This is a genomic window from Faecalibacterium sp. 7 (assembly GCF_049562865.1).
Lineage (GTDB): Bacteria > Bacillota > Clostridia > Oscillospirales > Ruminococcaceae > Faecalibacterium > Faecalibacterium wellingii.
Window position 1 is genome coordinate 704,344 of sequence record NZ_CP186911.1, and the last position, 24,523, is coordinate 728,866.

The following is a 24,523-nucleotide window of genomic DNA, read 5'->3' on the forward strand; positions in this document are numbered from 1 at the left end:
TGCCGGTCAGCACCGCTCTAGCTCCCCCTGAGAGGAAAGGCTTCCCCCGCTCCGGGGGAAGATGTCGCGTAGCGACAAAAGGGGGAATCTGGCATTGCGAAGCAATGACTGAGAGGGTTTCTTCTCTTTTTACTGTTTCTGTTTCAGCTTAGTCTTTGCCAGCCGCGCCGCAAGGTTGATGGCCAATACCAGCACCAGCAGCACCGCACCGATGCCCCAGGCCGAAGCGAAATCGCCGTCCTCAAAGGCACGCAGGTACAGCAGCACCGACAGGGTGGCACCGTTGGAGGTGTAGGCTTTGGCCACGCTCTTGGCAATGACCTCTGCGGCACCGGCGGTGAAGAGCAGGGCGGCGCTTTCGCCCACGATGCGGCCCACAGCCAGAATGCAGCCGGTCACGATGCCGTCGATGCTACAGGGCAGCACGATGGTGCGGATGATGTGCCACTTGCCTGCACCCAGACCCATGGCACCCTCCCGGTAGCCCTGCGGCACCGTCTTGAGGGATTCCTGCGTGGTGCGGATGATGGTGGGCAGGTTCATGACCACCAGCGTGAGCGAACCGGACAGCAGACAGGTCTGGAAGCCCAGTGCCTGACTGAACACCAGCATACCCACCAGACCGTAGATGATGCTGGGGATGCCCGCCAGCGTTTCGTTGGTGAACTCGATGACCTCGATAAGCCGCCGGTTGGAGGCGTACTCGGTCAGGTAGACCGCCGCGCCCACGCCCAGCGGCAGTACGATCAGTAATGTCAGCACAATGACATACAGTGTGTTGAGGATGGCAGGCAGGATGCCGTCGGTTTTTTTCAGCACACTGGCGGTGGTGGAAAGGAATTTCCAGCTGATGTGGGGGATGCCCCGCACCAGCACCATGCCGATGATCCCGGCCACCAGCACCATCACCAGCACGGCGCTGGCCCAGACCAGTGCGGTCATGACCCGGTTCCACATCTGACGGGAAGGCGAAAGGCCCTTATTCATCCCGGCTTCCCCCCTTCAGCACAACGTTCAGCACAACATTGATGATCATGATAAAGACGAACAGCACCAGCGCGATGCTGAACAGCGCCTGTCGCTGCAGACCGCCGGCGTAGCTCATCTCCTTGGCGATGGCGGTGGTCAGGAAGGTGACGCTGCGGAAGGGACTGTCCGGCATGTTGGGGCTGTTGCCTGCCACCATCATCACCGCCATGGCCTCGCCGATGGCACGGCCGATGCCCAGCACAATGCCTGCGGCAATGCCGCTTTTGGCTGCCGGGATGCTGATCTTGAACCATGTTTCGGTGTCGGTGGCACCCAGTGCCAGACTGCCCTGCTCATACTCCGGCGGCACGGCATTCAGCGCCGTGACTGACACGGACACGATGCTGGGCAAGATCATGATGGAAAGCACCACGATAGCGCTCAGCAGGCAGGCACCGGAAGCCTTGCCGAAGGTCTTTGCCACGGCAGGCACCAGCACCTGCATGCCCAGCAGTCCGAACACCACGCTGGGGATGCCGGACAGCAGCTCGATGGCGGTGACCACCACGGTGCGCAGCTTGGGGTCGGCGGCCTTGGAGAGGAACACCGCCGTCAGCAGGCCGATGGGCACACCGATGATGGCAGCGCCCAGCGTGCCGTAGATGCTGGACAGGATAAAGGGCAGGATGCCGAACAGCGGCTGGGCCGCCGTGGAGGCCCACTTTGTGCCGAACAGGAATTGGAACAGGCCGATCTTGTGGATGGCCGGCACGCCGGAGATCACCATGTACACCGAGATGAGCACCACGCAGCCCACCGCCAGCATACCGCACAGGAAGAAGATGAAGTTCATCACCGCTTCCAGCCATCCGGCGGGGGTGCGGGGCAGCCGCACCCGGCTCAGATAGGATTTTTTGTTCATAGCTGAGATCCTTTATAAAAGCCGCGTCGGCCCGCAGAAACGACAGCCAGACGCGGCGGGGTATTTTGTGAACGGCCTCGCCCTCTCAGTCTCGGCACTTCATGTCTCGACAGCTCTCCCAAAGGGAGAGCCTCTGGCGAAACCGGAGACTTTGCATGGACTGCCAAGGCCTCTCACTTTGGGAGAGGTGGCATTGCGCAAGCAATGACGGAGAGGGCGAGCCCGCTAACCGTTACTCGTTCACCGGCACAGCGCCTGCGGTGCGGATGAGGTCGGCTGCGTCCTTGCTGGTGGCAAAGTCCACAAAGGCCTGTGCCTGCTCCGACAGGGTCACGCTCTTGTTGGTGACGAACACGAAGGGACGCTGGATCTTGTAGCTGCCATCCTTGACGGTATCCTCGCTGCACTCCACACCCTCCACAGTGACCATGGCAACGGTGTCGCCCACAGCGGACAGGGAAGCGTAGCCGACGGCCAGAGGATTGGCCTCCACAGCGCTGATGACTGCGCCGGTAGCGGTCAGCTCCTGTGCGTACTTGCAGCTGTCCTTCACGTCCACGATGCTCTCAAAGCCATCACGGGTGCCGGAACCGGCCTCGCGGCCTACCAGAACGATCTCGCCGTCGTCGCCGCCCACATCCTTCCAGTTGGTGATCTCGCCGGTGAACATCTGCTTCAGCTGGTCTACGGTCAGGTCTGCCACCTTGCTGGCCTTGTTGACAACGATGGCGATGCCGTCCAGAGCCACGATGGTGCCGTCCACGTCGTTCTTCTCGTCGTCCTTCAGGGCGCGGGAGGACAGTCCGATGTCCAGCGTCTTATCGGTAGCACCGGTGATGCCTGCGCCGGAACCGGTGGGGTCGTAGCTGACGGTGACACCCGGCTCCACCTCGGCAAAGCCCTCGGTCAGGGCAGCGATGACGTTCTTCATGGAAGTAGAACCGCCGGTAGCCACATTGCCGGACAGGGTGCCTGCAGCGGTCTCAGCAGCGGCAGAAGAAGAGGCGGACTCTGCAGCAGAGGATGCCACAGTGGAAGAGGCTGCGCCGCCGCAGGCGGTCAGAGCCATCGCTGCAGCAGCAGCGCCGCAGACAGTGATAAACGAACGACGAGTGATCTTTTTCATAACCCTTTTCCTCCAATAAATGCCGGAATGCAGTTCCGGCCGATGTTTTCTTGTTTCTATGTGTTTTCCTCGGGAACGGCCTTATTGTACCGCACCGCCATGCGCGCTGCGACCATGTACGCGCAAAATGGAGGTAAAGCTTTGCACACCGTTTTTGCGGGCGTGTCAGCTCTGTGTAAAGCCGGGATGAAAAACCTGCACTCGGATTTTACAAACAGGATAAATATGCCGAAAATGCCATTTTCTGGCTGGGCAAAGTGACAAAAAAGAAGGCGCCCTCCATGGAGCGCCTTCTGCTCAGCAGTATTTTGTTCCGTCCGGGCAGTAGAACTGCACATACTTCTGCCACTCGGTCTCGCTGATGGTGCGGCGGTAGCAGTCCACCAGTGCATCCACGGCCTGCCGGTCCGCAAAGGTACCGGTACCCGGGCAGTCCAGCACCAGAATGCGGAACCATGCATCAAACAGATGCTCGGTGAAGCCGGTGTCCCGGGCCCCGCACCGGGCATAAAAGCCCAGCCGCCGCACCGCCATTGTCTCGTCCTCCGCCTTATCCGGGCATTCGGCCTCAATGAGGATGGCCTGTGCACCCCGCTCGTGCTGCGGCAGATCGGCCAGCAGCTGCGCGCCCAGCCCTGCAGCACGGTATTCCGGCAGCACAGCAAAGTAATCCAGCTGGCTCACCCTGCTGCCCGCCGGGCGCACCATGAGCAGGTACGCCGCCAGTGTTTCGCCGTCGAACACGCCCCATGTGTGGGCTGTGCCGTTGGCTTCGCTGTTCAGGATCATGCTCAGGGGCTTGAGCTCCGTGGGCGGGAAGTCCCGCCGCATTTCGTCCAGATAGACCCGCGTCAGCTCTTTTTCGTTCAGTTTCCGCCAGTTGTACGTTTTGCTCATCGCTTTCTCCTCCCGGGCAGGTGCGCCCTGTTTTGCTGCTTCCAGTATAGCATACTCCGTGCGGGAACGCAAAAAGCCGCCGGGAGCGGACAGCTGAGTCCCGTCTCCCGGCGGCAGTTTTATGATGGTGCGGGATCAACCAGTCTCCCGCATCGGGTCAGATGGAATGCCTTGTGTTACAGCATCTTCTTCAGCTCGTCGTACACGAACTGGACCTTGGTGCCGATGATCACCTGGCAGGCAGTCTTGCTGGGACGGATGACACCGGCAGCACCAGCAGCCTTGACGGCCTTCTCGTCCACCTTTGCGTTATCCTTGACCTCAAAGCGCAGACGGGTTGCGCAGTAACCAACGTCCTTCACGTTCTCCTTGCCGCCGACAGCAGCCAGAACAGCGGAAGCAACTTCGGTGTAGTTGTTGTTTGCCAGAACGACCTTCTTCTCGGACTCTTCGTCCTCGTCCTCACGGCCGGGGGTCTTCAGGTCGAACTTGGTGATGGCAAAGTAGAACACTGCGTAGAACACCACGAAGGCTGCGATGCCCAGAGGAATGATCATCCAGGTCTTGGCAGCTGCGGGCAGGGAAGCGGAGAACACCAGGTCGGTAGCGCCTGCAGAGAAGCAGAAGCCAGCACGGAAACCGGAGTAGTAGGTGATGATGGTGAAGATGCCGTACAGAGCAGCGTACACAACGTACAGCGGGAAGCACAGGAACATGAAGCCGAACTCGAAGGGCTCGGTGACGCCGCAGACGAATGCGCAGATTGCAGCAGACAGAACCAGACCGATGGCGGCCTTCTTGTTCTTAGCGGTCTTGACCATAGCCAGAGCAGCGCCCAGGACACCGAACATCATGCAGGGGAAGAAGCCGGACATATACATGCCAAGGCTCCAGCCCACATCAGCAGAGGTCTCGCCAGCCCAGAAGTGGGACAGGTCGCCCAGACCGATGGTGTCGAACCAGAACACGTTGTTCAGAGCGTGGTGCAGGCCGGTGGGGATCAGCAGACGGTTCAGGAAGGCGTAGATGCCAGCGCCGATGCCGCCCATGCCAGCGATGCCGTTGCCGATTGCGACCAGAGCGTCGAAGATGACGGGCCAGACGAACAGCAGAACAACGGACACCAGAATGGAGATCAGACCGGTAGCGATTGCAACGAAGCGCTTGCCGGAGAAGAATGCCAGCCAGTCAGGCAGCTGGATATCCTTGAACTTGTTGTAGCAGGCAGCGCCCACAACAGCGGCCAGAATGCCGATGAAGGAGTTGCCGGCGACCTTCTGGAAGGCGATGTAGGTAGCAGTGCCTTCTTCCAGGTGACGGACCATGCCGACCACGCCGGGGTTCAGCAGCTGCTGCATCATCAGGAAGCTGACCAGACCGGCCAGACCTGCGGTGCCGTCGTTGTCAGCAAGGCCGACAGCGGCACCAATGGCAAACAGCCATGCCATGTTATCGATCAGAGCGCCGCCTGCCTTGACCAGCAGGAAGCCAACGGTGTAAGCTGCACCGGAGGTTGCAGCACCGGGAACGCCCATGACGCCCGGAGCAAGGGCATAACCGAGACCCATCAGGATACCGCAGATCGGCAGGACCGCGACGGGGAGCATCAATGCTTTGCCCAGTTTCTGGAGATACTTCATCATAAAGCACATTCCTCCTTAAGAAATGTTTGTGTTTACAGACGCCTCTGGTTGTCGGCTGTCCATAATTCCGTAATAGAATAGTAACATATTTTTGAAAGAAAAGAAAGCCCCTTTCTCATTTTTTCTATCAAAATGCGTCAAAAGTCCTTATTTACCGGCTTTATAGTCGATAATTTTTGGCTTTTCCGCACGCGTACCGTTTTTATGTTGAAAATTCCTTTCTTTTTGCGTACATTTTGCCCAAAGGCTTGCATCCCACAGCCGAATCGGGTACTATACTATTATAAGAAAAGCCGGAAACCGAAGGAGGTTTACTTTATGGAATGGACTGATATCCGCCTGACCGTGGCCAAGGCCGATGCCGACAACGCCGAAGCCGTTGCCACCATGATCGCCGAGGGCGGTATTTATATCGAAGACTACAGCGACATCGAGCAGCAGGTGGCCGAGATCGCCCATGTGGATCTGATCGAGCAGGAGCTGCTGGACAAGCCCCGCGACACCGTTATCATCCATATGTATCTGGAGCCGGGCGCTTCCCCCGTGGAGACGCTGGCCCTCATTGCCGCCCGCATGGAAGCCGCCGGCATCGCCTACACCGCAGAGACCGAGGGCGTGGAGCAGGAGGACTGGCAGAACGGCTGGCGCAAGTATTATCACCCTCTGGAGATCGGCAAACGGCTGGCAGTGGTGCCCTCGTGGCAGCAGTACGACACCGACCGGGTAAAGCTGATCCTTGACCCGGGCCTTGCCTTCGGCACCGGCGGCCACGAGACCACCAGCCTGTGCATGGAAGCGCTGGACGAGCGGGTGACCGGCGGCGAGCGGGTGCTGGATATCGGCACCGGCAGCGGCATCCTTGCCATTGCGGCGCTGAAGCTGGGCGCTGCCGTGGCCGAGGGCGTGGACATCGACCCTGTGGCGGTGCGCACCGCCGGGGAAAACGCCGCGTTGAACGGCGTGCAGGACAAGCTGACCGTGCTGGTGGGCGACCTTTCGGACAAGGCCAGCGGCAAATATGACATCATCACCGCCAACATCGTGGCCAACGCCATCCTGTCTCTGGCTCCCGCCGTGCCGGGCCTGATGGCGGAGGGTGCCACCTTTATTGCCAGCGGCATCATCGACAGCCGCAAGGAGGAAGTGATCGCAGGTCTGGAAAAGGCCGGCCTTGCCGTTGTGGAAGTGAAGGAGAAGCGCGGCTGGGAGTGCATCGTCTGCAAGAAAGCGTAAGGAGAACCCTCTCAGGCGCTGACGCGCCAGCTCTCCCGAAGGGCGAGCTATAAGATGTAAAAGGATTGATAAAATGCCGCACCGTTATTTTACCACCGAGATCTCTGACGGCACCGCCACCCTGCGCGGGGCCGACGCCCACCATCTTGCCCGCGTGATGCGCGCAAAGCTGGGCGATACTGTCATTCTATGCGACGGCAACGCCGTGGAATACACCGCCACCATCACCGGCTTTGGGGACGAGTGCGTGGAGTTCCGGGTGGAGCCGGGCTATCCCAGCGCCGCCGAACCCGGCGTGGAAGTGACCCTGCTGGCCGGTTATCCCAAGCAGGATAAGCTGGAACAGATCATCAAGCACGGGGTGGAGCTGGGCGCAGCCCACTTCATCCCCTTCTTCAGCCGGTACTGCGTGGCCGCGCCCAAAAAAGAGGAGCAGAAGAACGAGCGCTACAACCGCATTGCAGCGGAAGCCGCCAAGCAGTGCGGCCGGGGCGTTCTGCCGGATGTGGCCCTGCCGCTGCCGAACTTCGAGGCCGTGTGCCGCACCTTTGACCAGTATGACCTTGTGCTGTTCTGCTACGAGTGCGGCGGCGCACCCCTGCGCCAGCTGCTGGCCGAGACCGCGCCTGCCGACGGCAGAAAGCGGAAAATTGCCATCGTGACCGGAGCCGAGGGCGGCTTTGCCGCCGAGGAAGCCGAAATGGCCGCAAAGGCCGGTGCCAGAACGGTGGGCCTTGGCCCCCGCATCCTGCGGTGCGAGACCGCCCCGCTGGCAGTCCTTGCGTCCGTCATGACCCTGACCGGGGATCTGGAATAACCGGGGCTCCGGCGGGCGGCGCACCTTCCATAAAAGAAAAATTCTGACCTACGGGTTCGGGAAAGTCTGCGGGCTTTCCCGGGCCCGTCTTTTATTTTTTGCCCCGTATAAAGATTTCCCGGATTTTTGTGCAGCTTTGCCCTGTCATTCTGCCGCAAATTTTCGGCTTATTTTGTACTTGTTTTACAAAATTGCTACCCCCCCCCCCTGAAAATTCAGCATTTTGTCTTGACATTCTCCACAGCACAGCACTATACTTGTGCCGCAAAGAGACGCCGGGCATGAAAATGCGCAGCTATGTGATTTTCTGTCCCGAAATCCCGGTTTTTGCCGGTTTTCGGTATCGTTCCCGGTAACGTTCGCGTCTCTGTAAGCTTTTTTGTTTGGAGGGTTTTGCAATGAGAAAAAACGTGAAAAAACAGCTTGCCTTGCGGGTGCTGTCCACAGCGGCTCTGATGGCCATGGTCTCGTCCATCGCCACAGCGGCGTTTGCGGATACCTACGACTTAAACACGGGCAGTGTGACGGTAGAGACCAAAGCTGACGGCTATACCTATGTGACGCAGGAGGACACAGAGAAGGGCGGCTACGCCCAAAATAGCAAGGGCGATACTTTGGACGGTACTTATAAGGACACGGACCCGAACGGCGTCACCATTACCAGCAACGGCGAGCAGACTTCAAATACCATCACGGTGGAGACGGCAAAAGATCAGACCACCAATGTGACCCTGCAGGATGTGGACATTGAAGTTGACACTGCTAAAACCAAGTCCGGTGCGATCGAAATAAAGGGCGACGGCAAAACCAACCTTGAGCTGAACGGCGATAATACCGTTCTGGTTAAGAACCATTGGTTTGAAGACGAACACGCCGCCATCGAAAAAGCGGACAAATACGGCAACGGCACCCTGACCATCAAGGACGATGTGAACGATGATGGCAAGCTGCTGGCAGGCGGCTACAAAGATACCTCTGCCATCGGCGGCGGTGGTACGGCAGACCTTTGTGATACATCCAACATTACCATCACCGGCGGTGAGATCAAAGCCATTGCCGGATATGATGGCGGCGCCGGCATTGGCGGCGGCTACGGCGGTACCGGCAAAAACATCTGCATTAAGGGTAACGCCCATGTTACTGCCGTTTCCAGCGCTGGTGCTGCGATCGGCGGTGGTATCGGCAGTGGAAACAGCGTCACCATTACGGACGATGCCGTTGTTGATGCTTATTCTGCTTTTGCCGCTGCGATTGGAAATGGCGATCAAGTCGGCCGCTCCAACGAGCCTACTACTATTACGATCTCCGGAAATGCCACCGTACATGCAGAAACCAGTGAAGGCAGCTGCGCCATTGGTACTAGTCGGGATGGCAGCCTTTCTGATCTCACGATCAATATTGAAAAAAATGCCAATGTTACAGCTATTGCTTCCGTTGATCGTCCTGCGATTGGAAATGCTGGCTGTCACGGTGATACCACAACAACCATCAACATTACCGGCGGCACTGTAAATGCGATCAACTCCTATGGTTCTGATATTCCTTCCTACCCAAATGATGGAACCGGTAACTACAGCCCTGCGATTGGTGGCAAGATTCACAGCTGGAATGTCGATGGCGACCATACCGCCACCTGTAACGTCAACATCAATAGCAGCACCGGTGATACCATTGTCAACGCATACATTTATGGAAAAGGCTCCGGCCCTGCGGTCGGTTCCGCAACTGAAACTACTAGCTATAACCCATACAACGTCGAATATCAGTATGTCCCTGCCGACAGCGCCAGCTACAAGGCAGACGGTTCCTCCCACTTTGGCGAACGCAACTCTGCCATCGTCAATTGCTATAAGAATGGTACTGTCAAAAAAGAAAACCTTAAAGAAAAACTTGACCTGCCGGACACACTGGATTCTAATGCCCTGAATTCTATCCACAATCACCACGAAATCACCGGCGGCACTCTCACCAAGGTCGTCCACAACCGCAAGTACATGGAAAAGCACCCCGAAATTGTTGATGACTTCAACAAGCTGGAAAACAGCGACCTGCATGACTGGCAGCTGAAGGGCGAGGTCGTGGAGCCCACGCTGGAAAAGGACGGCTATGCAGACTACGTCTGCCGCATTGACAAGTGCGGCCAGACCAAGCGTGTGGTGCTGCCCAAACTGACCCCGGAGGAATCCGGCAGTGTTGAAACGCGCGAGGTCGGCGTGATCTTCTGGGATGCCGCCGCACAGGCTGCCCCGGCAGCCCTGCAGGGCAAGGTGCTCTCGGCAGATGAGAAGACCGCGACGGCAGAAAAAGCACAGGTCGAGTCTCTGCTGGCAGACAAGGCAAACTGGAAGCTGGCGGAGGACGTGGGCGATTTGATGATCCACCCTGCTGCAGACGCTGCGGGCACGGTCTATGAGCAGGCCGTGAAGGCGAGCGGCTGCCAATATTACGTCATCGCCAACGTGACGGCACAGTAAACACTGCCTCCTCTGCCGTTCTGCCCCAGACCGGTGCAAACTGGCTGGCGGTGGTGGGCACTGCTTTCAGCGGCATGTTCCTGCTGGCCGCAGGCTTTGTGCCGGACCGCAAGAACCGCCGCATGAACTGAGGAACCATTTTTAAAAGCCATCTCCTCCTGCTGTGCATTCCGCAAGCTGCACGGCAGGTTCCCCAAACAAAGGGGGCTGCTGCACACATCCATGCGTGCAGCAGCCCCTGTTTTTATTTGATCTCTGCTTCCCGCAGAGCTTTCTTCACGTTCAAAAGGTTCTGCGGGCTCACCGAGAAGCTGCGCAGGCCCAGCTGCAGATACTGCACCGTGTTGGCCGGGTTGCCCACCGCAAGGCCGCAGATGGTCACCGGCACATCCCGTTCTCTGGCGGCGTCCATCACCATGGTGATAAGCTTTTTCATGGCGCTGCTGGCCGGGCGGTAGTAGTGCTCCGCGCTGGCAAGCTCCCGGTCGGCGGCGTGGGTGTACTGGGTCAGGTCGTTGGTGCCGACCACAAGAAAATCGACCCCATGCGCCACGAACTCCTCCGCCGTCAGGCAGGCGGCAGGCACACTGAGCATCACGCCGAACTTGGTATCCTCCTTGAAGGGCACGCCCCGCTCCCGCAGATGCTCCCGGCAGCGCTCCACCACGCGCATGGCGGCGTCCCAGTCCTCCACCGTCGTCACCATGGGGAACATCACCTGCAGCGGGCCACGGGCGGCGGCGCGCATCAGCGCGCAGAGCTGCGTCTCGAACTGGCGGGGCTGGCGCAGGCTGTTGCGGATGCCCCGCAGCCCCAGCTTGGAGGACTGCAGGCCCTGATAGGCGTCGGAAATGGTGCGGTCTGAGCCAAAGTCGAAGGTGCGCACGGTCACCTGACGGCCCTGCGCCGCTGCCAGACAGGAGCAGTAGAAGAAATACTGCTCCTGCTCGTCCAGAATGCGGCCCGGCAGCATCATGTAGCCGGTGCGCAGCAGGCCCACGCCCTGCGCGCCGGACTGCATGGCCGTGTCGATGTCCTCCGGCCCAAAGCAGTTGGCCAGCAGCTCAAAGGGCTGGCCGTCCTTTGTCCTGTTGGGCAGAGCATGCAGCTGCCCCATCTCTTCGTTCTCCCGCTGCAGCTCACAGATGCGGGTCTCGGCCTGCTGGCGGGCGGCAGCGTCCGGGTCCAGCGTGCACTGGCCCCCGGTGGCGTCCAAAATCACGGTGCGGCCGTCGCAGTCGTCCAGAAAATCCCGGCCCACCTGCACGATGCCCGGGATATTCATTGCCCGGGCAATGATGGCCGCGTGGCTCTGGCCGCTGCCCTCTGCCGTGATGATGCCTAAAATCATGCCGGAGGGCACGCTGAACAGGTCGGTGGGCATCAGCCGCTCTGCGGCAAGGATCACCGGGTGGTCCAGCGCCAGCCACATGCGGGGCCGGTTGGTGATGATGTTGATGACCCGCCGGGTGGCGTCCAGAATATCCACGCTGCGCAGCTGCATGTAGGGGTTATCCTTCATGTTGGCCAGCTGGTCGGCGTAGCGCTGGCCCACCTGATTCATGGCCGCAGCGGCGCCAACGCCCGCATTGATGCAGAAACGCACCTCGTTCATCATGCCCTCATCGTCCAGCATCATGCTCTGGAACTGGAAGATGGCCTGCTCGCTGGGCGCAGCGCGGTCTGCCATGGATTCCAGCTCGTCCTGCGCGGTGCGGATGGCATCGGTGAGCAGCTGCAGCTCCCGGGACGGTTTAAAGGGGCCAACGGTCGTGGTCTCCACATGGTGCTCCAACCGGCTCACCTGACCCAGCACAAGGCCCGGCGAGGCACAGAAACCTTTATAGATCTTCATTCTGGTTCACCTCCGGCAAAAGTTCCGCTTCCGGCGCGGTCAGGGTGTGCCAGACCAGCGCCTGCAGAAAGGTATTGGGCAGCAATGCCGCCAGCGCAGCCCGCGCCGCATCGGCGCTGCCCTCAAACAGCGGTGCAAAACTCTGCATCCGTGCCTGATCGCACTTTGCAAGGAACGCATCACACAGGGTGTGGGTGGTATAGTAGCCGGTAGGGCTCACGCCCACATCCTCGGCAGCAGCTTCCAGCGGGGCAAGGTCCGCATCCTTCATGTTGGCCAGCAGCAGGGCGGCGTCCGCCGTCAGGGTGACGGGGTATTTCTCCCGCACCTGCTTTTGCACCCGCTCAAATTTTGCATGGAAAGCAGCAGCGTCCGCGCAGCTCTGGGCGTCACAGGAGACCGCATAGGCGCACCCCCGCAGATAGCCCATAGCGCGGCGGGTGTCGTAGTAGCCCAGCTCGATGTTGCGGCGGGCAGTGTCCGGGTCAAAGTGCAGGATGTCCCCCAGCTCCCAGTAGCTGCGCACCATGACGGTGGGCAGGCCGGTGAGGTTCGGGCGGGTGATGCCCACCCCCTCAAGGTCCACGCACACCAGCTCCTCTGCGCCCATCCGTTTGGCAAGGCCGGTGGGCATGTTGTCGCTGTAGCCGCCATCCAGAAACTTGACCCCATCGATGTCCCGCGCCCGCAGGGCAGGGAAGCAGGCGGCGGAGGCCATCAGGTAGTCCTTGACCTTTCCTGCCGGGATCTCGTCCAGCGTCAGCTCCCGGGCCTTGAGGCCCCGCTGCTCCACCGTGACAAGGCCAAAGCGGATGGGCGCGGCGCGCAGGGCATCCTCGTCCAGCACCCGCTCCACGATCTCCTCCAGCGGGGTCACGTCCATGCCGCCGGCCTTCACCACACTGCGCAGGAACTGGTGCAGGGCCGAGAGGTCGGCATCCTCTTCCGGCAGCTCCATCACGTCCTTGCTGCGGATGCTCAGCCACATGTCCCGCGCCGTTTCGTACTGGTCCAGCACGAACATGGCACCGTTCAGGCTGCCCACACTGGTGCCGGTGATCAATCTGCGGGTGCCAGTCCAGCTCCATCAGCGCGCGCCACACACCCACCTGATAGCTGCCGCGGGCACCGCCGCCGGCCAGCACCAGAGCCCTGCACGGGACACTGCGTTCTTCCATTGCCTCCGCCTCCTTTGATTGGTTCCGGTTTTGTTCAGATTATAGCATATTTCCGGAGAAATTTCTCCCTTTTTTTGTAAATTGAATGCTTTCTCCCGGCTAAGAAACATGGTATACTTGTCAGGATACTTTAAAGGAGGCATTCTCATGCACTGCAGCCAATGGATCTTTGATATGGACGGCACCCTGACCGACAGCATGACCGTGGTATGGGAGGGTGCGCCGGACGCCCTGCTGCGCCGCTACGGCCGCACGCCCCGGGCCGACCTGCGTGCCACCCTGCTGAGCATGGGGATGCAGGAGGGCGCACGGTACCTGATCCGGGAATACGATCTGCCGCTGACCGAGGAGAGCTACTTTGCCGTGATGCGGGAGGTGATCGCCGAGCTGTACGAGACCGTGGAGCTCAAGCCCGGCGTGCGCACGATGCTGGCAAAGCTGCAGGCCGAGGGTGCCCGCATGTGCATCTGCTCCAACACATGGGCCGACCAGTGCCGCACCGTGCTCACCCGGCTTGGTATTGCCGGGTATTTTTCCTTCATCGTGGAGGCGCAGGGCGCGCTGCACAAGAGCCGCCCGGAAGTGTTCTTTGAATGCATGAGCCGTCTGGGCGGTGCAGACCCCGCCCGGTGTGCGGTGTGCGAGGATGCAGTGTACGCTGCTTCCACGGCGCACGGGGCCGGATTTTACGTCGTGGGCATCGCGGACCCCACCTCTGCCGCCGACGAGCCGGAGATGCGCCGCGTCTGCAGCCAGTTCCTCCCCCGGTGGGATGCGCTGGACTGGACCGCCGTGTAATAAAAAAGGGCCGCAGAGTGCGGTTCTTTTTCATATTAAAGGGGTATTACTCTTGCTTTTTGCCGTCAAGAAGAGTATGATATTATAAACAGGACTGTCCCAAGGGGGCAGTGCCCTCATTTCCCGGTTTTTGTAAGATATGTGAGAATACACCGTTTGATTTTCAAAATATAAAGGTATAATATCCGTAAAGAGGAGACCTTCCGTCATGAACAACCCACTCGTCAGCATTATCGTGCCAGTGTACAATGTGCAGAATAGTGTTGCCCGCTGCCTGGAGAGCATCTGTGCGCAGACGTGGAAGAATATCGAGATCATTTTGGTCAACGACGGTTCCAGAGATGAAAGCTTTTCGGTCTGTGAGCAGTTCCGCGAAAAAGACCCGCGTATCGTTTTGGTGGACAAGTCCAATTCCGGCGTGTCGGACACCCGCAACTGCGGCATGACCCTTGCATCCGGCAAGTACGTACAGTTTGTGGACAGCGACGATTATATCGAGCCTGATTTTACCGAGCGGTTGGTAACGGCCGCCGAGACCAACAATGCCGATCTGGTGATCGCACCCTATTGGATGGTGATCCCGGCAAACTCCTGCAAGGCCGGTCAGGCTCTGGAAAGCCTGCAGGAGAACCTTGGCATTGAGGAAAAGCGTCCCGATGATGTGCGCGAATACGGTTTTCTGCCCGAGGGCATCTATGACCGCGACACCTTTGCCCTGCGCCTGATGGAAAAACCCGCATCCTTCTTCTACAGCGTTCTGTGGAACAAGCTCTACCGCCGCGACATCCTTGTGGACAACCATCTGCAGTTCACCAGCGAGGTGCGCTGGGCCGAGGATCTGGTATTCAATCTGGAATATATCCTGTACGCCAACGTATTCGTTTCCATCCCCAAGGCAGGCTACCACTATGTGCAGAACCCTCAGAGCATCTGCCACACCCAGATCAATCTGGCTTCCATCGTGCAGAACAAGCTGCAGGTGTTCCGCTATTACAAGGAGCTTTACACAAAGCTGGGCCTGTACGACAAGGTGCAGCCGCAGCTGTACAAATTCCTGACCGCATTCTCGGAGAATGCCTATCCCGCCGGTTCGCCCCAGAAGATCATCATGGACATGGCCAACCGCTGGGGCTTTGGTGTTCTGGATGCTTCCGATAAGGAAAAGAAACGCCACGCCAAATCAGAGGCCTGAACTTCCGTACATGAGAAAGAGCTGCACAAGGCAGCTCTTTTTTGTTTGCCATTTTACCGGTCGGTCCAGCTGCGGACGGCCTCGCGCACCATGCCCTCCCGCCCGCGGGGGATGGGGATGCGCGCGCCGCTGCTCATCTGCAGCTCGCCCGCCGTCAGCAGCCGGGCCGCCGCCAGATTGACCACATAGGAGCGGTGCGGCTGCAAAAAGCGGCCATCCGCCAAAAGCGGCCTTGCCACCTCGGCAAAGGATACCCGCAGCGAAAGGGACATCACATCCTCCCCGCTGAGCAGGTGGAAACGCACCACATGGTGGGTGCACTCCAGATACTCGAGCTGGGCATAGGGCAGCAGCCGCAGGCCCTCGGCCGTGGCCACGGTGAGGGCCGGGCCATACTCCGGCTCGGTGGCGCGGGCCAGCAGGGCCGAAAGCTCCTGCTGATGCACCGGCAGCAGCAGATACTGCATGGCGTCCACCCGGAAGGCACTGTAGGCGTGGGCCGCCGTGCGGGCCGCAAAGGCCAGCGGAGCCCTGCGGCCCCGGCGGCGCAGCTCCGCAGCCGCCGAAAGCCCGGCCGGAGCCGCCACCGCTGCCAGCTCTATGAGATACAGGTCGAACCGCTCGCCCTCGGCGTCACGGCGCAGAAGCGCATCTGCGTCCGGCAGCTGCTGCACGATGCACGCATCCTGCCGCCGGGCAAAATATTCCATGCACTGACGTTCCAGCCCGCTGCGCAGGGCCGCATCCGTGCTGCATACCGCAATGTGAAAGACCATCCGACATTCCCCTCTTTGCCAGCCGCCCGCCTTGATTTTTGCGCAGGGCTGGAGTATGATAAATGAAACCTCGCTGCACCGAAAAAACAGAAATGGAGACCATTGCCATGCCGGAACCCCTTGTCAGCATCATTGTGCCCGCCTATAACGCCGCAGGCTGCATTGCCCGCTGTGTGGAGAGCATCGTCTCCCAGAGCTATCAGGAGCTTGAGATCCTTCTGCTGAACGACGGCTCCAGGGATGACACCCTTGCCATCTGCCGGAAGCTGGCCGAAGCCGACCCCCGCATCCGGGTGATCGACAAACCGAACACCGGCGCAGCAGACACCCGCAGCTGCGGCCTTGCGCTGGCCAGAGGCGAGTACATCCAGTTCGCGGACAGTGACGACTATCTGCTGCCGGGCTGCACGGCAAACCTTGTGGCAGCTGCCCGGCGCAGCCGTGCCGACCTTGTGCTGGCCCCCTACCGGATGATGGTGCCCCGCAGAGACGGCGGCTATGACACCCGGGAATACAGCCTGCTGCCCGCAGGGGAGTACAGCAAGGTGGATTACCTGTGGCAGCTCACCGGCCACGCCGCCGCCTTTTACTACGGCGTGCTGTGGAACAAGCTCTACCGCCGCGACCTGATCCGGATGGCGCAGATCCGGTTTGAAAATGTCGTTTTCGCCGAGGATCAGCTGTTCAACACCCGGTATCTGCAGGCGGCGCAGCGGTTCGCCGCCATCGACGAGGCCGTTTACTGCTACATCCAGAACCCGCAGAGCGTCTGTCACACGCAGGTGAGGGTGGCAGACATGCTGCGCCACCGTGACCGGATGTACCGCGCCTACCGGCAGATGTGCATTCAGCTGGGCGTGTACGACCGGTTCCGTCTGCGGCTGCGGGGCATCTACCTGAGCCTGTTTGAAAGCCCCCTGCCCAACGGCCCGGTGCAGCGGCTCTCCGACGCCGCCGCCCGCACCCACAGCCGCATCTGAGAAAAGGAGACGCTATGGAATTTCCCCTTGTCAGTATCATCGTGCCCATGTACAACGCCGCAGGCTGCATTGCCCGCTGTGTAAAAAGCATCTGTGCCCAGAGCTACAAAAGCATTGAGATCATCCTGCTGAACGACGGCTCCAAGGACGGCACCCTCTCGGTCTGCCGCGCTCTTGCCGCTCAGGACCACCGTATCGCGCTGGTGGACAAGCCCAATTCCGGCGCGGCGGACACCCGCAATCAGGGGCTTGCGCTGGCCCATGGCCGCTACGTCCAGTTCGTGGACAGCGACGACTGGCTGGCCCCGGACTTTACCGAAAAGCTCGTCACCGCCGCCGAGACCCATGCCGCCGATCTTGTGATCGCGCCCTTCTGGATGGTGTATCCGAAGGACTACGTGGAGCACACCCGCCCGTGGGAAAAGGTGCTGGGCACCGTGCTCCGGCGCAACCCGCCCCGCACCCGGGCCTACGGCTATCTGCCCGCCGGGGTGTACACCGGGCAGGAGTACGCCCGGCAGCTGATCGAAAAGCCCAATACCTTTTACTACGGTGTGCTGTGGAACAAGCTCTACCGCCGGGATCTCCTTGCCGGGCACGGCATCCGCTTCCGGCAGGAGCTGTTTGCAGAAGATCAGCTGTTCAACACCGAATACCTGCGCTATGTGCGCACTGCCGTTTCCATCCCGGACATCGGCTACTATTACCTGCAGTGCAGCCAGAGCGTTTCCCACTCCAGAGTGACCACCGCCGATATCCTTCTGCTGCGGCGGCGGGTGATGGGCCTGTACAAGAGCATCTATACCGAACTGGGCATCTACCCGGAGACCCGGGCCGCCATTCTGCGCTCCGCTTTTGGCGAAAACGAGTTCACCCTGCCGCCGCTGGACACCCCGCAGGCCCATTCCTGCAGACTGTAACCAGCTGTTTCCGCGGGCAGAACGGCGCACCGCTTTTCTGAGAACCACACACCCGGACTGCCGCTGTACGGCATCCGGGTGTTTCTGTTTTTATCCGGCTCAGCAGCCGATGGAGGCGCACTTTTCGGCCAGCCAGACCCGCTCTTCCGCGTTCAGGTGCGGGGCCAGCTTTGCAAACACCTGGCGGTGGTAGTCGTTCAGCCATGCAAGCTCGTCTTTGTCCAGCACACCGGGCAGGATGGGCGAGGTGGCAATGGGCACAAAGGTCAGCGGCTCAAAGCCCAGAAAAGTGCCGTACTGGTTATCCGCCTTGTGGATGCACACCAGCTCGTTCTCGATGCGGATGCCCACAAGGTCGGTCTCGTAGACGCCGGGCTCATCGGTGACCACCATGCCGGGACGCATCCGGGTGGTGTTGCGGCTGTTCAGGGCATGGGGGCCCTCGTGCACATTGCCCACAAAGCTGACGCTGTGGCCGGTGCCGCAGCGATAGTTGATGAGGTGGCGCCACAGGGGCTCCCGGGCGATGGTATCGATCATCTTACACTCGCAGTAATCCAGCCAGACAGCCCTGGCAAGGTCGATATGGCTCTGCAGGGTCCATGTGTAGAAGCGCTTTTCGTCCTCGGTCAGCTCACCCAGCGGATAGGTGCGGGTGATGTCGGTGGTGCCGTCCATGTAGGTGGCACCGCTGTCCACCAGCAGAAAGCCCTTCTTTTCCAGCACAGCGTGATCTTCCGGGGTGGCGTGGTAGTGCATCATAGCCGCATTGCCGCCGTAGGCCGCAATGGTGCCAAAGCTCTCCACAAGGAATTTATCGTCCGCACTGCGGTACTTGTGCAGGATCTCGTCCACGGTCAGCTCGGTCAGGGTCTCACTGGCGGCAAGGCGGCTTTCCAGCTCCATCTGGAACCGCACCATGGCCACAGCGTCCCGGATATGGGCCTGCTTTGTGTGGGCAAGCTCCGTTTCGTTCTTTACGCCCTTCATCATCAGCAGCGGGTCGGTGCCGTCCTTCACGGTGAGGGCGGCATTCTGTTCCAGCACCTGATACACGGCGTAGTTGACGGTGGCCGTCTCGGCCAGCACGGTCTGCGGCTCGGTCTCGGCCGCAAGGCAGGACAGCACATCATCATACTCCGCCAGCGTGACTCCGTTTGCTTCCAGCTCTGCCCGGGCTTCCGGGGCCACGCGGGCTGTGTTGATGAACAGTACCGCCCGGTCCGGAGTCACGTAGCAGTAGGCCATGGCGTAGGGGGTGCACTCGATGTCCATGGCGCGCAGGTTCAGCAGCCATGCCAGATTGTCCAGCTTGCCCACGAACTGCGCAGTGCAGCCCAGTTTCCGGAGCCTGCCGCGCAGCTGTTCCAGCTTTTGGGCAGGGGAGAAGCCCGCATACTCCTCCGGCAGGGTCCACGCCGGGGTGTCCGGCAGGGCGGGGCGGCCCTCGGTCCACAGCTCGTCCTCGAGGCGCAGCGTCCGGATGGAAGCGCCCTTTTTCTCCAATGCCTTTTTCAGGCCGTTCACAAGAGCCGTGCTGGCGGTCAGGCCGCACAGGCCCAACACCTCCCCCTCGTTCAGGGCGTTGGCACAGTATTCCTCCACGGTGGGCACACCCGGCTCGCCCATGCGCTGCAGCCGGATCTCGGTACCGGCAAGCTCTTTTTCCGCCTGCACGAAGTACCGGCCATCGGCCCACAGGGCGCTCCCGGTGCGGGTGACGACAAGGTTGGAGTTCTCGCCGTGGAACCCGGAGAACCAGGTCAGGCTGGTGTAGTGGGCGGGCAGGTACTCACTGGCATGGGGGTCCCCCACCGGGATCAGATAAACAGCCACGCCGTTTGCGGCCATGGCGGCACGCAGCGCGGCAAGGCGCTCGGGTACGGTATTCATGCTCATAATGACAGCTTCCTTTTTTCTATGGTCAGACCGCCGGAAAAGCCCCCGGCGGCAGGGAATTTTTCTGTGTCCTATTGTATCATTCCGGGAAAAAGATTGCAATGCAGGGGCGGGACGAACCCTCTCCGTCATCGCTGCGCGATGCCACCTCCCCCGAAAGGGGGAGGTTTTACTCCACTTATCGGCAGATGGCAAAAAGCTCCCCCTGAGAGGGTTGGCGTCCTCTCAGCAAAACCGTCAGGTTTTGACTGAGGGAGTTCGTTCTCCCTCAAAATGCCGCCAATTTGCAAAAAAAGTTACAATTTTTTCTTGAAAAAGGCCGTTTTCCCATTGACAGCCTTGTTATAATAGGAATGTAAGATATTTGAGCCAGCACTCTGCGGCTCTTTGCGCTAAAAAGAAAGAGGCAATTGAATCATGACCAAAATCGATATTTTTTCCGGCTTCCTGGGTGCCGGTAAGACTACGCTGATCAAAAAGCTCATCAAAGAGGCCTTTGCCGGCCAGCAGGTCGTTCTGATCGAGAACGAGTTCGGCGAGATCGGCATTGACGGCGGCTTTCTGAAGGAAAGCGGCATCCAGATCAACGAGCTGAACGCCGGCTGCATCTGCTGCTCTCTGGTGGGCGACTTCCGCACCGCCCTGCAGCAGGTGGTGGAGCAGTACCACCCCGACCGCATCGTGATCGAGCCCTCCGGCGTGGGCAAGCTCTCCGACGTGACCCGCGCTGTGGAAGGCGTGGCCGAACATCTGGATGTGCAGCTGAACAGCTTTGTCACCGTGGCCGATGTGAACAAAGTCAAGATGTATATGAAGAACTTTGGCGAGTTCTACGACGACCAGATCAGCCACGCAAGCTGCATCCTGCTCAGCCGCACCCAGACCGCCAGCGAAGAGAAGATCGCCGCTGCAGTCGCCCTGCTGCGCGAGAAGAACCCCACCGCTACCATCGTGACCACCGCATGGGACGAGCTGACCGGTGAGCAGATCCTGAAGGCCATGTCCACCAAGGACGACTTCAAGGCAGAGCTGATCGCCATGGCTGCAAAGGCCAACGAAGAGCACACCCACGAGGACGAGGAAGAAGAGCATCACCACCATCATCACCACTATGACGAAAACGGTGTGTGCAGCTGCGGCCATCATCACGACCACGATGATGATGACGACGAGGATGAGCACGAGCATCACCACGATCACGATGAGGATGATGACCACGATGAGCACGAGCACCATCATCACGACCATGACGGCCACTGCTGCTGCGGCCATCACCATCATCATGACCACGATGCCGATGAGGTGTTCACCAGCTGGGGCGTCGAGACGGCCCGCAAGTTCACCAAGGCAGAAGTGGAGCACGCCCTCACCGAGCTGGATACCGGCAATTACGGCATGATCCTGCGCAGCAAGGGCATCGTGAACGGCGGCGCAGACGGCTGGCTGGAGTTCGACTATGTGCCCGGCGAGTGGGAAGTGCGTGCCCGCGGTGCAGATGTGGGCGGCAAGCTGGTGGTCATCGGCTCCAAGCTGAACGAAAAGGCCATTGCAGAGCTGTTCGGCTGCTAACCCCCTCTTCCGGCGCTCCGCGCCAGCTCCCGCAGCGAGGGAGCAGAGAGGACGAATCATCGATAAGGAGAAACCATTCCTATGGCAAAAGAAATTCCGGTCTACCTGTTTGTGGGCTTTCTGGAAAGCGGCAAGACCAAATTCATTCAGGAGACCTTTGAAGACCCCAACTTTGACTCCGGCGACAAGACCCTGCTGCTGATCTGCGAAGAGGGCGAAGAAGAGTATAATCCCAAAAAGTTCGCCTTTCCCGGCGTGACCGTCAAGGTGCTGGAGGACAAGGCCGAGCTGAACCCGCAGAATCTGCTCAAGCTGGAAAAGGAATCCGGCGCAGGCCGTGTGGTCATTGAGTACAACGGCATGTGGCTGCTGCAGGATCTGGCCGAAGCTCTGCCCGAGAGCTGGATCGTATACCAGTGCATCGCCACCGCTGACGGCACCACCGCCCTGACCTACGCCCGCGACAACTCCATGCGCAGCCTGCTGCTGGACAAGATCGCCCGCAGTGAGCTGATCGTGTTCAACCGCGCCGAAGCTGTGAACAACGACGCCGCCCGTCAGGAGCTGCACAAGCTGGTGCGTCAGGCTTCCCGCAAGTGCGACATCGCCTACGAGTTTGCCGACGGCAGCGTGGCCTATGACGACATCCCCGACCCGCTGCCCTTTGACATCAACGCGGATATCATCGACATTCCGGATGACGACTTCGGCATCTGGTATATGGACTGTCAGGACGAGCCCCAGAAGTACACCGGAAAAACGGTCAAATTCCTTGCACAGGTGTGTCAGACCAATCGTGCCGGCAAGAACAGCTTCGTGCCGGGCCGTTTCGCCATGACCTGCTGCGTGCAGGACATCCAGTTCGTGGGCTTCCCCTGCAGCTACGATGGCTACAAGGCGCTGGAGCAGCGCGCATGGGTGCGGGTGACCGCAAAGGTAGGCTACAAGTTCCATAACATCTACCGCGGCAAAGGCCCGGTGCTCACCGCTGTGTCGGTGGAGCCCGCCGAAAAGCCGCTGGAAGATGTAGTAACATTCTCTTGATCTGATCTTTCAAGGAGGTCCCGGCATGAAAACACTGTTCCGTATCCTTGGCACGGTTGCTGCGGTAGCCGTTACCGGTGCTGCCATCGTGGCACTGGACAAGATCCTGAACCAGAAAGACCCGCTCCACGTGGAGGAAGTAGAATTCCCCGAGGACGCCGAGCTGGACCCCAAGGAGGCCGAAAAGGCTGCCGAGGCCTACGCCGAGGGCGAGGCAAAGGCGGCAGACGAGGCCAACGCAGAGGCCGCTGCCGCCGAAACCCCGGAAGCGGCTGCCGAACCTGCTGCCCAGCCCGCCGAAGAAGCCGCTGCCCCGGCAGCACCCGCAGAGGGCGGCGAGAAGCCGGTGTGCGACCCGGAGGCTCCCAACCCGAACCCGGTGGAAGCCGGCCCCGCCGTGGCGCCCAAAGACGCGAGCGGAAAATTCGATCCCACCAAGATCGCCGAAGCCAGTGACTTTGGCGACTGGGAAGAACAGGGCTGCAAAGGATAACATATGACCAGAAAAGGGACGATGTGAACATCACATCGTCCCTTTTTGGTTATTCTCCTCTTGCCAGCTGCTGCAGCTTTTTCCGGTCCAGCACCTGCACGCCGCCCCGGAACAGCCGCACCCAGCCCTCCTGTGCAAAGTATTTCAGCATCCGGCTCACCACCTCGCGGGCGGAGCCCATATACTTTGCCATCTGGTCGTGGGTCATGCGCACCTCATCACCGCCGGTCTTGGCCAGCTCATCGGTGAGAAAAATGGCAAGCCTGCGGTCTGCGCTCATGAACAGCACCTGCTGCATGGTCCACATGCTGTCGGAAAAGCGCTCTGCCGTCATCTGGTAGGCGTAGCAGCGCACATGCACGTTCTGCTGCATCAGCCTGCGGAAGATGCCCGCACTGATGCAGTAGGCTTCGGTGTCCTCTTCGGCGTCGATATACAGGTCGATGTTCACCGAGTCCATGACGCAGGACGCCGACAGGATGCACACCTCCCCGCCGAACAGGCGGTAAAGGGTCACGTCCCGCCCGTCCTCCGAGAGCAGATAGGCCCGCAGCTGGCCCGAGCGCAGCAGCAGGATGCCCACACAGCTTTCCAGCGGGCTGTGCACCCTTGCCCCCTTTGCGTAGTGCACCGGCCGGGTGTAACGGCAGAGCATCTCCTGCTCCTCCGGCGTCAGGTCGTTCCAGAAGGGAAAGCCTTTGGCAAGACAGCCACGGTGGTCGGTCGCTTTTTCCGTCATTCCATTCATCCTTTCCGCAGGGCCTTGGCGGCTTCGGTGCCAGCCTGTGCGCCCTCATACACGGCCTTTGCCACCTGCAGCAGGCCGCCGGTGCAGTCGCCCGCCGCATACAGGCCGGGCACGGTGGTCTGCATCCGCGCATCCACAACGATGCGGTTCCCGTCCACCTCTGCGCCGATCTTCCGGGCCAATGCCGTGCTGCCCGCCACGCCCAGCGCCACGAACATGCCGCTGACAGGCAGCTGCGCTCCGCCGGACAGCTGCACGCCGGTGACGACGGTTTCGCCCAGAACAGCCTCCACGGCCTGCGGACAGACCGTGACCTCCGGCGGGAAGTCCGCCGTCAGCGGTGCGCCGTTGGTCAGCAGGGTGACGCTGCGCACCACCGGCAGCAGCGCCTGCACCTCGTGCAGGGCGTACTCGCCGCTGCCCAGCACCGCCACGTCCTTTCCACGGTAGAAAAAAGCGTCGCAGGCGGCGCAATAGCTCACACCGTGCCCCTCCAACCCGGCAAGGCCCGGGATGCGCGGCACCGCCCGGGATGCGCCCGTGGCCAGAATAACAGCGTCCGCAGGGTAATCTTTGCCCACAGTTTCTACGGTGAGTTTATCTGTATAGGTCAGGCCCACCGCTTCGGCCGTGACGAACTGCACGCCCAGACGTCTGGCGTTTTCGATGCTGCGGCGTTCCAGCTCCGCACCGGAAACAGGCTGGGCAAGGCCGTAGTAGTTTTCAATTTTTTCGGCGCGGTCAAGGGCACCGGGGCCTTTGGTGAGCACCGTGGTATCCACACCGGCGCGGACAGCGTACAGAGCAGCGGAAATGCCCGCCGGGCCGGAACCGATAATGATAATGCTGGGCATGGGATAACCCTCCTTCGGATGCATTTTTCTACAGTATACACCTTTTTTTGAAAAATTTCCGTGACCGGGTCGCAAAGCATCGTTTTTTCGGACGGTCCTGCTCCGGTTCGCGGTCAGCGGATCGTCCCATGCACAA

The 24,523-nt window shown here is 60.3% G+C and carries 22 protein-coding genes; 11 read left to right on the forward strand and 11 right to left on the reverse strand.

What is annotated here, in order from left to right:
- Positions 1-129 precede the first annotated feature (129 nt).
- The 5 genes from pstA to ACKXF7_RS03640 form a co-directional block, all read right to left on the reverse strand.
- Positions 130-987 carry a phosphate ABC transporter permease PstA gene (gene pstA / locus ACKXF7_RS03620; RefSeq protein WP_097774559.1) on the reverse strand — a complete coding sequence of 286 codons (858 nt, stop codon included), beginning with the start codon at positions 985-987 and terminating at the stop codon, positions 130-132.
- Positions 980-1,891: a phosphate ABC transporter permease subunit PstC gene (gene pstC / locus ACKXF7_RS03625; RefSeq protein ID WP_423742167.1), complete on the reverse strand. Its 912-nt coding sequence runs from the start codon at positions 1,889-1,891 to the stop codon at positions 980-982. Before pstC ends, pstA begins: the two co-directional genes overlap by 8 nt.
- A gap of 232 nt (positions 1,892-2,123) precedes the next feature.
- Positions 2,124-3,017: a phosphate ABC transporter substrate-binding protein gene (locus tag ACKXF7_RS03630; protein ID WP_423742168.1), complete on the reverse strand. Its 894-nt coding sequence runs from the start codon at positions 3,015-3,017 to the stop codon at positions 2,124-2,126.
- A 297-nt stretch (positions 3,018-3,314) separates the two neighbouring features.
- A complete protein-coding gene (locus ACKXF7_RS03635) occupies positions 3,315-3,914 on the reverse strand; it encodes a GNAT family N-acetyltransferase (RefSeq protein WP_423742169.1) in 600 nt (199 codons plus the stop codon).
- Positions 3,915-4,090: 176 nt separating this feature from the next.
- The gene (locus ACKXF7_RS03640) at positions 4,091-5,557 is read right to left on the reverse strand and encodes a PTS transporter subunit EIIC (RefSeq protein ID WP_339394551.1); all 1,467 of its coding nucleotides are present in this window, start codon (positions 5,555-5,557) and stop codon (positions 4,091-4,093) included.
- Between the two features lie 318 nt (positions 5,558-5,875).
- Between ACKXF7_RS03640 and prmA the strand changes: the two genes are divergently transcribed.
- The 4 genes from prmA to ACKXF7_RS03660 all read left to right on the forward strand — a co-directional run bounded on the left by prmA (position 5,876) and on the right by ACKXF7_RS03660 (position 10,212).
- The gene (prmA, locus tag ACKXF7_RS03645) at positions 5,876-6,790 is read left to right on the forward strand and encodes a 50S ribosomal protein L11 methyltransferase (RefSeq protein ID WP_423742170.1); all 915 of its coding nucleotides are present in this window, start codon (positions 5,876-5,878) and stop codon (positions 6,788-6,790) included.
- A 73-nt stretch (positions 6,791-6,863) separates the two neighbouring features.
- Entirely contained in the window at positions 6,864-7,607 is a 744-nt protein-coding gene (locus ACKXF7_RS03650) for an RsmE family RNA methyltransferase (protein ID WP_423742171.1), read from the forward strand.
- Between the two features lie 398 nt (positions 7,608-8,005).
- On the forward strand, positions 8,006-10,081 hold the full coding sequence (locus ACKXF7_RS03655; RefSeq protein ID WP_423742172.1) for a hypothetical protein: 2,076 nt from the start codon (positions 8,006-8,008) through the stop codon (positions 10,079-10,081).
- 20 nt (positions 10,082-10,101) lie between these two features.
- A complete protein-coding gene (locus tag ACKXF7_RS03660) occupies positions 10,102-10,212 on the forward strand; it encodes an LPXTG cell wall anchor domain-containing protein (RefSeq protein ID WP_423742605.1) in 111 nt (36 codons plus the stop codon).
- Between the two features lie 113 nt (positions 10,213-10,325).
- Here the strand turns inward: ACKXF7_RS03660 and ACKXF7_RS03665 are convergent, their stop codons facing one another.
- Together ACKXF7_RS03665 and ACKXF7_RS03670 are read right to left on the reverse strand one after the other, a co-directional pair.
- A complete protein-coding gene (locus ACKXF7_RS03665; RefSeq protein WP_348584300.1) occupies positions 10,326-11,936 on the reverse strand; it encodes a phosphoenolpyruvate--protein phosphotransferase in 1,611 nt (536 codons plus the stop codon).
- Positions 11,923-12,999 carry a patatin-like phospholipase family protein gene (locus tag ACKXF7_RS03670; protein WP_423742173.1) on the reverse strand — a complete coding sequence of 359 codons (1,077 nt, stop codon included), beginning with the start codon at positions 12,997-12,999 and terminating at the stop codon, positions 11,923-11,925. The genes ACKXF7_RS03665 and ACKXF7_RS03670 overlap by 14 nt, the downstream gene beginning before the upstream one ends.
- A 262-nt stretch (positions 13,000-13,261) precedes the next feature.
- Here ACKXF7_RS03670 and ACKXF7_RS03675 point away from each other — a divergent pair, with 262 nt between their 5' ends.
- Together ACKXF7_RS03675 and ACKXF7_RS03680 are read left to right on the forward strand one after the other, a co-directional pair.
- Complete coding sequence (locus ACKXF7_RS03675) at positions 13,262-13,912, forward strand: HAD family hydrolase (RefSeq protein WP_423742174.1); 651 nt, start codon at positions 13,262-13,264, stop codon at positions 13,910-13,912.
- Positions 13,913-14,120: 208 nt separating this feature from the next.
- Positions 14,121-15,104: a glycosyltransferase gene (locus tag ACKXF7_RS03680; protein ID WP_423742175.1), complete on the forward strand. Its 984-nt coding sequence runs from the start codon at positions 14,121-14,123 to the stop codon at positions 15,102-15,104.
- Positions 15,105-15,157: 53 nt separating this feature from the next.
- On the opposite strand, the gene ACKXF7_RS03685 is transcribed toward ACKXF7_RS03680, so the two are convergent.
- Positions 15,158-15,880, reverse strand: a complete 723-nt coding sequence (locus ACKXF7_RS03685; RefSeq protein ID WP_339394542.1) for a LytR/AlgR family response regulator transcription factor — start codon at positions 15,878-15,880, stop codon at positions 15,158-15,160.
- 62 nt (positions 15,881-15,942) lie between these two features.
- Here ACKXF7_RS03685 and ACKXF7_RS03690 point away from each other — a divergent pair, with 62 nt between their 5' ends.
- Both ACKXF7_RS03690 and ACKXF7_RS03695 read left to right on the forward strand, forming a co-directional pair.
- Positions 15,943-16,860, forward strand: a complete 918-nt coding sequence (locus tag ACKXF7_RS03690) for a glycosyltransferase family 2 protein (RefSeq protein WP_249237761.1) — start codon at positions 15,943-15,945, stop codon at positions 16,858-16,860.
- A gap of 14 nt (positions 16,861-16,874) precedes the next feature.
- Entirely contained in the window at positions 16,875-17,780 is a 906-nt protein-coding gene (locus ACKXF7_RS03695; protein WP_423742176.1) for a glycosyltransferase family 2 protein, read from the forward strand.
- A gap of 99 nt (positions 17,781-17,879) precedes the next feature.
- Here the strand turns inward: ACKXF7_RS03695 and ACKXF7_RS03700 are convergent, their stop codons facing one another.
- Positions 17,880-19,679 (reverse strand): aminopeptidase P family N-terminal domain-containing protein, encoded by a 1,800-nt coding sequence (locus ACKXF7_RS03700; RefSeq protein ID WP_423742177.1) that lies wholly within the window; start codon positions 19,677-19,679, stop codon positions 17,880-17,882.
- 417 nt (positions 19,680-20,096) lie between these two features.
- Here ACKXF7_RS03700 and ACKXF7_RS03705 point away from each other — a divergent pair, with 417 nt between their 5' ends.
- The 3 genes from ACKXF7_RS03705 (at position 20,097) to ACKXF7_RS03715 (ending at position 22,785) form a co-directional block, all read left to right on the forward strand.
- Positions 20,097-21,248: a CobW family GTP-binding protein gene (locus ACKXF7_RS03705; protein WP_423742178.1), complete on the forward strand. Its 1,152-nt coding sequence runs from the start codon at positions 20,097-20,099 to the stop codon at positions 21,246-21,248.
- A gap of 81 nt (positions 21,249-21,329) precedes the next feature.
- Entirely contained in the window at positions 21,330-22,292 is a 963-nt protein-coding gene (locus tag ACKXF7_RS03710; protein ID WP_249237757.1) for an outer membrane insertion C- signal, read from the forward strand.
- Between the two features lie 25 nt (positions 22,293-22,317).
- Positions 22,318-22,785 (forward strand): hypothetical protein, encoded by a 468-nt coding sequence (locus ACKXF7_RS03715; RefSeq protein WP_423742179.1) that lies wholly within the window; start codon positions 22,318-22,320, stop codon positions 22,783-22,785.
- 49 nt (positions 22,786-22,834) lie between these two features.
- On the opposite strand, the gene ACKXF7_RS03720 is transcribed toward ACKXF7_RS03715, so the two are convergent.
- Positions 22,835-23,524 carry a Crp/Fnr family transcriptional regulator gene (locus tag ACKXF7_RS03720; RefSeq protein WP_249237755.1) on the reverse strand — a complete coding sequence of 230 codons (690 nt, stop codon included), beginning with the start codon at positions 23,522-23,524 and terminating at the stop codon, positions 22,835-22,837.
- A gap of 5 nt (positions 23,525-23,529) precedes the next feature.
- Complete coding sequence (locus ACKXF7_RS03725) at positions 23,530-24,387, reverse strand: NAD(P)/FAD-dependent oxidoreductase (protein WP_423742180.1); 858 nt, start codon at positions 24,385-24,387, stop codon at positions 23,530-23,532.
- Positions 24,388-24,523: the final 136 nt, after the last annotated feature.